The sequence below is a fragment of the Roseofilum reptotaenium CS-1145 genome (genome assembly GCF_028330985.1).
Classification (GTDB): Bacteria; Cyanobacteriota; Cyanobacteriia; order Cyanobacteriales; family Desertifilaceae; genus Roseofilum; species Roseofilum reptotaenium.
This window is the reverse complement of record NZ_JAQMUE010000072.1, coordinates 41,037-54,515: the sequence shown is the minus strand read 5'-3', so window position 1 is coordinate 54,515 and position 13,479 is coordinate 41,037. Positions and strand designations below refer to the sequence as shown.

The 13,479-nt window shown below is 45.4% G+C and carries 11 protein-coding genes; 8 read left to right on the top strand and 3 right to left on the bottom strand.

The genetic code is table 11. The features are described from left to right. Positions 1-60: 60 nt before the first annotated feature. Complete coding sequence (gene pstS / locus PN466_RS12130) at positions 61-1,191, bottom strand: phosphate ABC transporter substrate-binding protein PstS (RefSeq protein ID WP_271939896.1); 1,131 nt, start codon at positions 1,189-1,191, stop codon at positions 61-63. Between the two features lie 677 nt (positions 1,192-1,868). Between pstS and PN466_RS12125 the strand changes: the two genes are divergently transcribed. Beyond that, positions 1,869-4,451: an EAL domain-containing protein gene (locus PN466_RS12125; protein WP_271939895.1), complete on the top strand. Its 2,583-nt coding sequence runs from the start codon at positions 1,869-1,871 to the stop codon at positions 4,449-4,451. Here PN466_RS12125 and PN466_RS12120 read toward each other — a convergent pair. After that, positions 4,443-5,426 carry a GntR family transcriptional regulator gene (locus tag PN466_RS12120; protein ID WP_271939894.1) on the bottom strand — a complete coding sequence of 328 codons (984 nt, stop codon included), beginning with the start codon at positions 5,424-5,426 and terminating at the stop codon, positions 4,443-4,445. The genes PN466_RS12125 and PN466_RS12120 overlap by 9 nt on opposite strands. 143 nt (positions 5,427-5,569) lie before the next feature. Between PN466_RS12120 and PN466_RS12115 the strand changes: the two genes are divergently transcribed. The 4 genes from PN466_RS12115 to PN466_RS12100 all read left to right on the top strand — a co-directional run bounded on the left by PN466_RS12115 (position 5,570) and on the right by PN466_RS12100 (position 8,066). After that, complete coding sequence (locus PN466_RS12115; protein ID WP_271939893.1) at positions 5,570-5,758, top strand: hypothetical protein; 189 nt, start codon at positions 5,570-5,572, stop codon at positions 5,756-5,758. A gap of 76 nt (positions 5,759-5,834) precedes the next feature. Continuing rightward, complete coding sequence (def, locus tag PN466_RS12110; RefSeq protein WP_271939892.1) at positions 5,835-6,398, top strand: peptide deformylase; 564 nt, start codon at positions 5,835-5,837, stop codon at positions 6,396-6,398. A gap of 9 nt (positions 6,399-6,407) precedes the next feature. After that, positions 6,408-6,608: a hypothetical protein gene (locus PN466_RS12105; RefSeq protein ID WP_271939891.1), complete on the top strand. Its 201-nt coding sequence runs from the start codon at positions 6,408-6,410 to the stop codon at positions 6,606-6,608. 123 nt (positions 6,609-6,731) lie between these two features. Continuing rightward, a complete protein-coding gene (locus PN466_RS12100; RefSeq protein WP_271939890.1) occupies positions 6,732-8,066 on the top strand; it encodes a PrsW family glutamic-type intramembrane protease in 1,335 nt (444 codons plus the stop codon). A gap of 10 nt (positions 8,067-8,076) precedes the next feature. On the opposite strand, the gene PN466_RS12095 is transcribed toward PN466_RS12100, so the two are convergent. Then, positions 8,077-8,682, bottom strand: a complete 606-nt coding sequence (locus PN466_RS12095; protein ID WP_271939889.1) for a hypothetical protein — start codon at positions 8,680-8,682, stop codon at positions 8,077-8,079. 268 nt (positions 8,683-8,950) lie between these two features. On the opposite strand from PN466_RS12095, the gene PN466_RS12090 reads away from it, so the two are divergent. From PN466_RS12090 to PN466_RS12080, 3 genes are all read left to right on the top strand, one after another. After that, positions 8,951-9,760, top strand: a complete 810-nt coding sequence (locus PN466_RS12090) for a carbon-nitrogen hydrolase family protein (protein WP_271939888.1) — start codon at positions 8,951-8,953, stop codon at positions 9,758-9,760. A gap of 97 nt (positions 9,761-9,857) precedes the next feature. Beyond that, positions 9,858-11,291 (top strand): cation:proton antiporter, encoded by a 1,434-nt coding sequence (locus tag PN466_RS12085; RefSeq protein WP_271939887.1) that lies wholly within the window; start codon positions 9,858-9,860, stop codon positions 11,289-11,291. A 196-nt stretch (positions 11,292-11,487) separates the two neighbouring features. Then, on the top strand, positions 11,488-13,410 hold the full coding sequence (locus tag PN466_RS12080) for an N-acetylmuramoyl-L-alanine amidase (RefSeq protein WP_271939886.1): 1,923 nt from the start codon (positions 11,488-11,490) through the stop codon (positions 13,408-13,410). Positions 13,411-13,479: the final 69 nt, after the last annotated feature.

Sequence of the window (13,479 nt, the reverse complement as noted above, 5' to 3'; positions counted from 1 at the left end):
GAATCAAGGGTTAGGAGTAAGGGAGTCCCTTACTCCTAATCGCACGAGGAAATTGAGACTCTATTTCACTTCAATCTCATAATCTGGGCTAATGGAATCAGCAACCATGGCCACTTTTTCCCGCACGTTATCCGGTAAGGGAATGTAGCCCAAATCGGCACTAATCGTTTGTCCCTCGTTCAGACCATATTCAATCATGGCTTCGACAGACTTGGCAATTTCTGGATCATCATATTCCTTGTAGGCCAGCAACCAAGTATAGGTGACAATCGGATAAGACTCTTCCCCTTCTGGGTTCGTGACAAAAGCGCGTAAGTTTTCCGGTAATTGCACCGCTGCCAGGGATTGAGATGCTGCTTCATCAGTGGGATAAATAAAATTACCCGATTTATTTTCTAGGGATGCCATATTCAAGCCGGCGCTTTTGGCAAATCCTAGCTCTAGATAACCAATGGCTCCTTCTGTTTGCCTGACTTGGGCGGCTACCCCATCATTTTTGGCTCCACCAATACCAACCGGCCATTCTACAGTTTTGCCTTCACCAACTTGGTTTTTCCACTCTTCGCTCATGGCGCTCAGATTTTTAGTGAACACCCCTGTGGTTCCGCTACCGTCAGACCGATAAACTACGGTGATATTTGTATCTGGAAGAGTGATACCGGAATTAGCTGAGGCAATTTTGGGGTCATTCCATTGGGTAATATTCCCTAAGAGGATATCAATCAAAGCTTCTTGGGTTAAGTTGAGTTCATCAACACCTGGAAGGTTATAAGCCATTACCACACTTCCAGCGGTCATGGGGAGCATCAAAACGCCTTTGTCAACTTCGGAGATTTCATCATCTTTCATCGCTACATCACTGGCTCCAAAGTTAACCAAGTTTTGCATAAATCGTTCTACCCCAGCTCCACTACCAACCGACTGATAGTCAATCTGAAGGTTGGGGGTTGCATTACTAAAGTCTAGGAACCAGCGTTGGTAAAGAGGGGCGGGAAAAGAGGCTCCGGCTCCCGTTAAACTGGTGTTACCGGCTAGGGCCAATTTGCTGGTGGATTTCGCTTCACCTCCACCTGTAGTGCTTCCCACTTGAGATGTATCATCTCCACCAGCACAGGAGGCTAAGGCTACAGCGCTCAGGGCTGCAATTAATAGGGAAATGCTTTTACGCTTGCAGTTAGAGAAGGAAAACATAAGATCAATCAAGTTTGAGATTAGGGCAATCTTCAGTGTACGAGAAGATGTTGATTGCAGGTTAACCCTTTATGGCGCTCTTTTGGTTAAGATTAGGTAAAATAAATATTAATAAAAAATTATTTTAGAAATAATTTATGATTCTTTGATCGGACTTCAGAGTAAATCCGATCATGGATATATTAGTGGAAATTTATTTAAAAGTAATCACTGGAATTCTTTGATCAATTTGTTTTTTCATTCACTGTTGTTTTTATTTTAACAATAAGATAAAACCCAATGACTAATCTCTTGGTTGATAGAATTATCAAGAGAATCCCTAAAAACATATCTATGGAGAATCAAAAATATTAATCATTATTTAGACTCGATCCTATTGATCCCTGACTACATCATCTCCTAATCAATGCCATTATAAATCTCTATTTGTTTTTTCTCAAAGATAGTGTTTACTCTATATCTAATATCAGGTCAACCCGAAACCCCCTCAAGTCTATCTGAAAAATGCTAGAATTAATGTATCATTTGATATTTAACAAATAAATAGGAGAATTGTAAGGGAAAAAGTTGATGATTGATTCAAAAGTTCCATAGGGATTTTCGCAGTGCAACAACATCTTCAACAATTTCAGAAATCTATCCGACAAACAGACCCTTTGCATTGGCATGAGGGTCGGATGACAACTGAGACCAATCATCAGGAACGTTTTTTTAACCTGTCCCTAGAACTCCTCTGTCTGATTGACTTTCAGGGGAATCTACAAAAAATAAATCTGACATGGGAAACGACATTAGGATATAGCCCAGAAGAATTATCTCAACAGAATTTCTTGCAGTTCATCCACCCAGAGGATAAAAAGCCTACTCGCCTGGCATTAGAGCGATTAGTCTCAGGACAACCCCGCCTTGATTTAGAAAATCGATATTGCTGTCAAGATGGCTCCTATCGGTGGATTGCTTGGACTGCGGTTCCTGATCCAGATGAGGGGTTAATTTATATGGTGGGTCGGGATATGACCGATCATAAGCAGGTGGAGATTGAATTACACTCCCGTCTACAACAGCAAGCTGCGGTTTCAGAACTGAGCCAAAAGGCTTTAGAGGATCACGATCTTGATGCTGTAATGCAAACAGCCGTGGAATTGGTCAGTGAAACCTTGTCGGTAGACTATAGTGCAATCTTGGAATTGTTACCGAATTATCAGACACTGTTGCTCCGGTCAGGGGTAGGGTGGCAAGCTGAATTGGTGGGTCAAGCGATGTTAAGCGCTCAACCCACTTGTCATGCTGGGTATACTTTATCTCAGGGAAAATCCATTATTGTGGAAGATTTGCCGATAGAAACTCGATTTAGTGGTTCTCCTCTGTTGCATAATCATCGGGTGGTTTCTGGGGTAAGTACGATTATTTCTGGGATTCCAGGTTCCGAGGGGCCGTTTGGGGTGTTAAGTGTGTATGCGAGGGAGTATCGACCCTTTACCCAGGAAGATGTATCATTTTTGCAAACGATCGCCAATGTGCTAACGAGCGTGATGACTCGCCTACAAGCCCAAGATCAATTAAATTTGATGGAGCGGGCGATCGCCTCTAGCAATAATGGCATTATTATTACTGATTCCACTCAACCGGATAATCCGATTGTTTATGTCAATCCAGCCTTTGAAGAGATTACGGGATATAAGCGAGAAGATGTACTAGGTCAGAACTGCCGTTTTCTACAAGGGATTTACCGAGATCAAAATGCCCTTGATGCAATTCGTCAAGCTATTGAACAAGGAACAGAATGCCATGCCATTCTGCAAAATGTGCGTAAAGATGGTCAACTATTTTGGAATGAACTGCGGATGTCGCCAGTTTTTAATACTCAAGGCCATCTGACCCACTTTATTGGGATTCAAACTGATATCAGCGATCGCAAACAAGCGGAAGAGCAACTCGAACATCATGCCTTTTACGATCATCTTACCAATCTTCCCAACCGCGCTTTGTTTGTTGAATATCTACAACGGGCCATTGAAAAGACCCAAAAAGACTCCAATTATCAGTTTGCTGTCCTATTTCTCGATTTAGATGGCTTTAAGAAAGTCAATGATAGTCTGGGTCATTTGGTAGGAGACTTATTGTTAATGGCGATCGCTCGTCGTCTAGAAAACTGCCTCCGTCCAATCGATCTACTGGCGCGACTCGGAGGAGATGAATTTACCATCTTCCTGGACAAGATTCACACTCTTCAAGATGCCACCAAAGTCGCTCAACGAATATTAAGTAAACTCTCCAATCCTTTCCACCTCAATGGTCATGAAGTCTTTGCCAATAGCAGCATCGGAATTACCCTAAGCACGATCAGATATGACCAAGCCGATGATATCCTCCGAGATGCAGATTTAGCCATGTACCAAGCTAAAACGGCGGGTAAAGGACGTTACGCCGTCTATAATACCCTTCTCCATACCCAAGCGGTTAACCGCCTTAAATTAGAAACAGACCTCCGAGGAGCCATCGATCGCCAACAATTGCACCTTTACTATCAACCCATTGTTGACTTAAAGACCAGCCAACTGACCGGTTTTGAATCGCTTCTACGCTGGTATCATCCCGAATGGGGATTTGTTTCTCCCGCTGAATTTGTTCCTGTGGCCGAAGAAACGGGGTTAATTTTACCGATTGGAACTTGGGTTCTGGAACAGGCCTGTCAGCAATTGCACCTTTGGAATATCCAATTCCCCGATCGCTCTCCACTGACGATGAATGTCAATCTGTCTGTCAAACAGTTTGCCCAACCCGATCTAATCGAACAAATCGATCGCATTCTAGAGGTAACCCAGATTGAAGGCAAATTTCTCAAACTAGAAATTACGGAAAGCGCTATCATTGATAATTCTAAAGTGGCTAATCTAATTTTTCAACAACTGAAAGCCCGTCAGATTCAACTCTGTATTGATGATTTTGGTACGGGTTATTCTTCTTTAAGCTATCTGTATCGTTTCCCCGTTCATACCCTAAAAATTGACCGCAGTTTTCTCAATAATCTAGATTCCAAAGCTTCATCTCACTATCGAGAAATTATTAAAGCCGTGATTAATTTAGGTCATAATTTAGGGATGGATATTGTGGCTGAAGGGATTGAAAAGATTGAACAGCACAAACTTCTGCAACAATTCGGGTGTGAATATGGTCAAGGTTACTTCTACTCTAAACCGATGACAGCACAAGCGATCGCCAATTTATTAGCCCAGCCTTCAGCTCACGGATTAGTCTAATCCCAGTTCTCGCTTCAGGCGGTTAATCGAAGACTGATCGATATAGCTCTGGGTTTGAATTAATCGAGGAGGGCGAATAATATCTTCTCTGGCTTCTTGGAGGGCAGCTTTAACTGCGTCATAACTGGCAACGTCACTGACTACATACTGAACCGTCCTCACCATAGCATTAAGTTTATAGCGATCGTCTCGATGAGCGGTCATCACCAACACATCCTCACCGCGCAAACTATGAATAATCACTTCAACAGCGCGTAAAATTCCATGGGAGAGACTGACTACTCCAAAATATGTGCCTTTAGGTAGTCCTTTCACTAATTCAACTTCGGGGGCATAATCATAGATTTCTACAGGAACTACCCGCGCTGATTTGGGTGCAGCAATGTTTTCTGCATCGCCAAAAAAATAGCGACTGGTGACAACGGTCGCCGATCGCGTATGATTCAAGAGATCGTCTAATTCTTCTAAAGGAACTAACTGTACAGGAATATGCAGAGCTGCTTGTAATTCTTCCATCATCAGTTGCCCTACGCCAATATCATTGGTGGGAGCCGTGACTAAAACCCGCGCACTACAACGCAAACGCCAATCAACTTCTGCTAAAAATAATTCTCGTGCTTCGTGGAGAGAGCAGCCTTCTTGAATTAATTGATTGACGCTATTTTGGACAATGGATTGAGCTTGGGGATAGGTTTGGAGCAGTTCAGATTTATACTTTGTAAACAGTCCTTTCCCTTGCTGCCGCACATAAATTCCCGAACCAGCTTGGGCTTCAACTAGCCCGGTGTCTTCTAATTGGCGATAGACCTTGCTAATGGTATTGCGATGCAAACCGGTTTGCATGGCTAAGGCACGGGTACTCGGCAATTGAGAGCCAGGAGGGTATTGACCAGAGGCGATCGCAAATCGTAATTGATTAAATAACTGATTAGAAGCCGGAATTTCACTCTCTGGCTGGATCTGAAATTTGACCATCTGCCCAGATTTACTCCCACAATGTCACTGATTTCTAGTATATAGCGCTTCTGGGTAATAGCTGGTTGATCTATGGGTAGAGTGGGGAGAAAGTATCAAGTTTTGTTAAGCTATAGAGAAGTCCTATCTGAATTAAAGAAACAATGGATCTATCCACTATTCAAGAAAAAGTCACTATCCTAGAGAGCAAGCGAGAAGCCCTCGTACAGTTACTCGAACAACCGAATCTAGGTAGTCTCCGGTTAGATGTCAATCAAGCCTTGGAAGAGATGGATGACCTAATTGAAGAATTTAAGCAAACCTTTCCCTTGTCATCAAGCGATCGCCCCTAAATCTAAGTCAATACCGGAGTTGGTTACAATAGATCAGATGATTCACGACCTTTAGCTTGTTTAAGATACAGACCTTATGAGTTCTAGTGTTCTGGTAGAAAAGAAAAAACTCGATCACCCCCCACTGAATATCCATACCCTAGGCGATCGCGTCCTGCGGACGAATGCCAAGCGGATCTCGAAAGTGGATGAGAGCATTCGCCAACTGGCTAAAGAAATGTTACAAACCATGTATAGTTCGGATGGGATCGGCCTGGCAGCTCCCCAAGTAGCGATCGGCAAACAACTGGTGGTGATCGACTGCGATCCGGAAGAGGCAGCCAATATTCCCTTAATCTTAATCAATCCCACCATTAAATCCTACGGTCGCGAACTCTGTACCTATCAAGAAGGATGTCTGAGTGTTCCAGGGGTCTACATGGATCTCCAGCGACCGGATGTAATTCAAGTCAGCTATAAAGACGAATATGGCCGGCCCAAAACCCTCCAAGCTGACGGACTCCTCTCCCGTGCTATTCAGCATGAACTCGATCATCTCCAGGGAGTGATGTTTGTAGACCGCATCGAAAATGCGATCGCTCTCAATGAAGAACTGCAAAAATTTGGTTTTTCCAGTCAAGACGTTAAACCTTACTCCTAGAAATAACCCATGGCTTTAACTCCCAAAAGTGGCTTACTCTTAGCCCTGTGCTGTATTGCGGCGATCGCCGCCACTGGCTGTATCTTTGAACTCTCTTCCGGCACACCCGATCTGGGAGTTTCCACGACCCGTATTATCTTAGCTATCAGTATCCCAGTCACGGGCTGGTCTTTTTTTGCGGCTGTTCAGGATGCAAACAACAACCAGTAACTGTTCTATTTCGGTAAACTGATGCTAAATTTACGGACGTTTGCTCTGTTATTGATTACAAGTAGGGGCGAAAAATTCTTTGCCTCTACTCCCTGTTGCCTATTGCCTAGCGCCTAGCGCTGTATGAGTGGGACTGAGCCTCAAGGATTCTTAAAACTGATTCGGGGATTAGGAAGAACCCAGTCTAATCCCCGATATCCCCTATGGGAAACTGAAGAGATGATCATTGGGCGCGATCCCAGTTGCCAAATTGCCCTGGATGCCCACCAATATACGATCGTCTCCCGCAAACATGCGGTGATTCGGTATTCTCAAATAGACAACCATTGGGAAGTTTGCGATCTGGGCAGTGCTAACGGAACCTATGTTAACCAAAGTCTGTTAAGGGGATGTCACTGCTTAAAGAATGGCGATCGCATTATGCTCGGTCTTAAGGGGCCAGTATTTGAAGTTGAATTGCGCTCTCGAAACGCTGTCCCAACACCTACCTTAGTCTCTAATTCTAGTATTTCTCAACCCGCCGCTACTCAGTCAGTTACCCTCACCCAACTGTTTCCCATCTTCTCCACTGGACAAGAATTAGCCCGTAAAGCCTATCTCATCCCTGCAAGTTTAACCGCTCTAGTGGCGGTGTTACTCTTTTTCCTCAGGATTCCCGAACTGTTTAATCTGGTTTTAGGAGCCTATTTAGCAGCGATCGCTTATACTTATATTTATCAACTCTGCGGTAAACATAAACCCTGGTGGCTGCTCCTCGGATCGGCCCTCTGGACACTCCTACTGGCTATTCCTCTCGTGCAACTCCTTGCTCCCTTCTTCTACCAAGGCCTGGCAGGATGGGCAACTGGAGACCAATTGTTACCCACATTAGCCCGTCAAACCCTAGGGACAGGGCTGTTAGAAGAGTTGATCAAAGCTCTTCCCATCTTCCTCGTTCTCTTTTGGGGTAAATTCCGCTTTGTCTCTACTCACCAAACCTGGGGAGTACGAGAACCCCTGGATGGCATCTTAATTGGTACCGCTTCTGCCGTTGGTTTCACCTTAATTGAAACCCTAGGCTTGTATGTGCCCTCCCAAATTCAAAGTATTGCCGCCATTTCTGGAGGCGATATGGGACAACTTGCTGGACTACAATTATTAATTCCTCGCATTTTGGGATCGGTGTCTGGACATTTAGCCTATAGCGGCTATTTAGGCTATTTTATCGGCCTGAGTGTCCTGAAACCCAAGCAGCGATGGCAGATCCTAGCCATTGGCTATGGGAGTGCTGCCTTATTACATGGACTTTGGAATACGACGGGAACTTTTGTCGCCTCCCAAGTGTCTCTATTCGCTGGGTTGATCTGTTTAGCGGCCATTGGTGTACTATCTTATGCCTTTCTAGCTGCCGCTATTTTGAAAGCCCGTGCCCTTTCTCCCACGCGATCACAAAATTTTGCGACTCGAATTAAAGAGTAGATCCCCTCATCTAAACTGGATCTATCGGTTGATCTCGATAGGCGATCGCATAACGAGCCACCGCTAAAGTTAATCTTGCTCTGTCTAACTCTGAACACGATTCCCAATCTAGGGTACTTGCTTTTTGTACCACTCGGTCTAAAGCCGTTTTTTCTTCTCCTCCTCGCATGGCATAGGCAAAGGGACGAGCTAAGACCAATAGATCTTCAATATCCCACTGGGATAAGCTATCTTGGACACAGTGAATTAACTGATCGGCCATGGATGCTGAAGACGTAGTTAATTCCTCTGCCTTACCTGCAATCGTTTCCAGTAGAGACTGGGGAACTATTTGGCTAAATTTCCCTTGTAATTGAGAGTTTAAACGATTCGCTGCTACGGGTTGTAATGACTCCCATACCTTATCCAACGTTTGATAAAATTCGTGACACCCTTCATCCAAATCAGCCACCATCTCTGAAGTGTGTATTTCCATCAAATTCTCGATTTCGGAGAAATAAACCTCGTCCTCCAAGATTGAGTGATTCCACGGGTAAACTCGTTCCTGATTCAACAATAGAGCTTCGAGCAGTTCTATGTCTAAGGGGTAACCTGGAGGGGACCAGTCTGAATTCATTTTAAATTGATCCGTCATAATACTTAAGCAATATTGGCACTTGCATCTCAATAGCACGAGTAACTACAACTTAGCTCTTCGCTGTTCCGTAAGGAGTCAGCACTCTGGAGTTGGGAGTTGGGAGTAACTTATTCTCTCTACGATCTCTATATATCTATATCTGGAGTATCTGGAGTCTCTCCTCATTGTCTATTGCCTTTTCCCTATTCCCCTAATGCCCATCTAACAGGTATCCTAGATAGTTTATTCCTCACATCCAGTTCAGACCATGAAACCCTATCGAGCAGCCGCTATCCAGATGACCAGTGTCCCCGATCTGGAGAAAAACCTCGCTGAAGCGGAAGACCTCATTGATTTAGCCAAACGTCAAGGGGCAGAACTGATCGCCCTACCAGAAAACTTCCCCTTCTTGGGCATAGAAGCAGAAAAAATTGCCCAAGCGGACTCTATTGCTAGGCAAACTGAGAAATTTCTCAAAACAATGGCCCAACGCTTCCAAGTGACTCTCCTAGGGGGTGGATTTCCTATCCCAGTGAGCAGTGATAAAGTTCATAATACAGCTCTGCTGATTAATGCTAATGGAGAAGAAGTCGCCCGATATTATAAAGTCCACTTGTTTGATGTCAATGTGCCTGATGGAAATACCTACCAGGAATCCTTAACGGTGGAAGCAGGAACTGAAGTGTCTCCTATCTACAAGTCTGAGGAGTTCGGTTACTTAGGATTGTCCGTCTGTTATGATGTGCGCTTTCCAGAATTATATCGCTCTTTGTCTGAGCAAGGCGCTGAGGTTTTGTTTGTTCCGGCTGCTTTTACCGCTTATACCGGAAAAGACCATTGGCAAGTTTTATTGCAAGCCAGAGCGATTGAAAACACCTGTTATTGTATCGCACCAGCCCAAACCGGCTGCCATTATGCTCGCCGCAAAACCCACGGTCACGCTATGATTATTGACCCTTGGGGGATTATTCTCGCCGATGCTGGAGAAGAACCTGGAGTGGCGATCGCCGAAATCAATCCGAACCGTTTACAACAAGTGCGTCAACAGATGCCCAGTTTAAGCCATCGCGTATTCTAATCACAATCATGTGAAACTCTTACTTTCGCTTTTCTTCAGATTTGCTTTACATTTGTAAAGAACCTGTACAGTAGACATCGATCAGTTAAATAATATAATGGTTGAAATATTCCCTTGGGTGTTTTCTCACACCCCAACCAGTCTCACCCCCTTGTTAGCGACAGCAACTGAAGCTGAAGCCCCCAGCGCTACCCTCGTCTTAGCTGGAGTTCTTCTGAGCCTTGTTACTATTTATCTAGCCAGTAAAATTGGTAGTGAGTTATGCGCCCGCCTGGACTTACCTCCCGTCCTTGGAGAACTCTTGGGAGGGGTCGTTATTGGGGTTTCTGTCCTCAAATTGTTGGTCTTTCCAGAAGGCGGGGCAGGTGCAGAGGGATCTCTAATTATTACCTTGCTGGAACAAACAGCCGGTTTGACCCCGGAAGGAGCTAACGGTGTTTTTCTCGCTCAAAGTGAAGTGATCTCCGTTTTATCAGAATTAGGGGTTATTTTTCTCCTGTTTCAAATCGGTTTAGAATCTGACTTAAAACAACTGATTGATGCCGGAGTCCAATCAGCATTAGTGGCAGTCACGGGAGTCGTTGTCCCATTTTTAGCGGGTACATTGGGACTGATTTATCTTTTCCATGTGCCGAGTATTCCTGCCATTTTTGCTGGTGCAGCTTTAACCGCCACCAGTATTGGAATTACGGCTAAAGTCTTGGCAGAAATCAAACGTCTGAATGACAAAGAAGGACAAATCATTATTGGTGCAGCCGTATTAGATGATATCCTCGGCATTATTATTCTAGCGATCGTCGCCTCTTTAGCGGAAAAAGGTGAAGTAGAAGTTTCCAGCATTATTTATCTGGTACTCAGTGCTGCCGCGTTCTTGATTGGTTCGATTATCTTGGGTCGCCTTGTCATGCCCTACTTTATGGGTTTGATCAATAAACTCACTACTCCGGGAACCCTATTAATCGGTGGATTAATTATCGCCTTTATTTTTGCCTATATCGGTGCAGTCATTCAACTCGAAGCCATTTTAGGAGCCTTTACAGCCGGTTTAATTCTAGGAGAGACGGAAAAACATCGAGAACTCGAAGAATTAGTCGAACCGATTGGATTTATGCTCGTTCCTATTTTCTTTGTCACCGTTGGAGCCAAAACCGATCTGTCTGTTCTTAACCCTGCGGTTCCCAGTAACCGCGAAGGTCTGATTATTGCCAGTTTTCTAGTGGTTGTGGCGATCGTTGGTAAAGTCGTCAGTGGCTTTACCCTATTCGGTGGTGAACCTGTAAATCGGATCGCCGTTGGTGTAGGTATGATTCCACGGGGAGAAGTGGGATTAGTCTTTGCTGGAGTTGGATCGGCCAGTGGTGTTCTACCCGAATCCTTGGATGCAGCTATTATTGTGATGGTCATCCTGACCACTTTTGTTGCCCCACCCTTATTGAGAGTTGCTTTTCAACAGTCAGAGGCCTCTGAAGCATCAAGTGGGGAACCGAGCAAAGAACCCGCAGCGATCGCCGAATCCGAAACGACCCAGTGAAGCGATCGCCACCGATTGGCATTAAAATCAGCATTGAATAAAAGATTATGGGGGTGCAATCATCTGGTCAGATCGCGATCGCGATCTTAACCAGGATTGGCCCCCATCCCTTTTGTTGAATCAGTCAGCACTTGTAATATACTCGTGACCGGACTGTTACTTATACACTCCTCCCAATCAACCGTCATCAACCGTCATGAAATTTAGTCACTCTAAAGGCCCATCTGTGAAACTGCGTTGGTTATTTCCTAGCCTTTTAGGACTCTGGCTGTGGTCAGCTCCAGTCCAAGCAGCCAGTTTACAATATTGGCGGTTTGATGCCAGAAACAATCGTCTGGAATTTGCCACCAATGGGCGAGTTCAACCCACGGCTCAACTGATTTTTAATCCCACCCGTTTAGTGATTGATTTGCCGGGAACCACTTTAGGTAATCAAATTCGTTCTCAATTTGTATCGACTCCAGGGATTAAACAAGTTAGAACCGGGCAATTTGAACGGAACACCACCCGTATCGTCATCGAATTGACTCCAGGGTATACCCTAGATCCCAGTCAAGTGAGATTTGTGGGGTCTTCTGCTTCCCAATGGACGGTACAACTGCCCCAACCCCAACGAGAGGGGACAACCCCAACACGCTCCAATCCTCCCCCAACCTTAACTTCGCCTCCCAACCCTCGACCGGTTGCTCAACAGCCCTCCCCGAACCGCAGCACTAATCAAATTGAAACTGTTCGAGTGACAGGAGATGGTTTTTTTATTCGCACCACCAATCAGCCAGACATTGCCAGGGTAGAGCGCTCCTCAGACCAGCGTCAAATTGAAATTGATCTCAAAGGTGTTGCACTACCCAATAATTTAAACCCAAGACGCTTAAATATTAATAGTCGAGGGGTGAATCAACTGATTCTCAGCCCCTTGGAGGGAGATAATACCGGAACTCGCATTACCCTCAATGTCAATCCCCAAAGTGCGGATTGGCAAGCTTTGCCCAATCGCTTAGGTATGGTTCTGATTCCCAGGGCAGGGAGTGGAACTAATACTTCCGGTTCCAGACCTTGGCCTGCGGGTCGCCAAATTTCAGCCGCAGATTCTAATCAGTTTGATCCAACTCAACCACCAGTGATTCAGGCGATCGAACTTTCTGGAGGTAATTCCCAACTGGTGGTTCGCGCTACCGGAAGAGTCAATGCGGTGGGTCAATGGCCTAATCCTTCGGTCTATACCTTAAGAGTCTCTCCCGCTCGCTTAGGGGAAAATGTCCCATCGATTCCCGTTGGAGGGAATAGTCCCTTTTCTCGTTTTGATGTCCAACAGGCTGACGAGCAAACTGTGGTGATTTCCATGACTCCTCGTTCTGGGTTCACCTTGGGACAGATTAATCAAGCGGGTTCTCAGGTGATTGCTTTATCTTTGGGGTCAAGTGGTTCAACACTCCCTCCCCTCGCCACTTCTCCTAATCCTCGCCCTTCTACTGTTCCCATACCCGTCCCGCGACCGGCTAATCCACAACCGGCTCCTAGCCGTCCCTCGCCAGGTGTCCAATGGCCTCTGCCTTCGACCAGACGCACTCCCAATTCTCGGATTACAATTGTGATCGATCCGGGTCACGGTGGCCGCGATCCAGGTGCAGTTGGAATTGGGGGATTGCGAGAAACGGACGTGGTGTTAGATATCTCTCGCCAAGTGGCCGCTATCCTGCAACAAAATGGGATTCAAGTGATTTTAACCCGCGATCGCGAAGTGGAAATCGATCTCGCGCCTCGGGTAAATCTCGCCCAACGGGTAAACGCCACACTCTTTGTTAGTATTCATGCCAACGCAATTAGTCTGAGCCGTCCGGATGTCAATGGCGTGGAAACGTACTATTACAACACAGGCCTTCGCCTAGCCCAAGCAATTCAAGGTTCCATCCTCCGGAGCATACCGATGAGAGACCGAGGAGTAAAACGCGCTCGCTTTTACGTCCTCCGTAGAACTTCGATGCCTTCCGTATTAGTGGAAACTGGATTTGTGACTGGGGCACAGGATGCTCCCCGGTTAATGGCTCCGGCCTTTAGAAGTCAAATGGCTCAGGCGATCGCCAATGGAATTTTGCTGTACGTCCGGCAAAACTACTAGAGCACAGCTTTGAAAGTTTCACGCCCTCATCAGGGTTCACTTCCAAGGCTGATGTAGGGATTGTCGGAT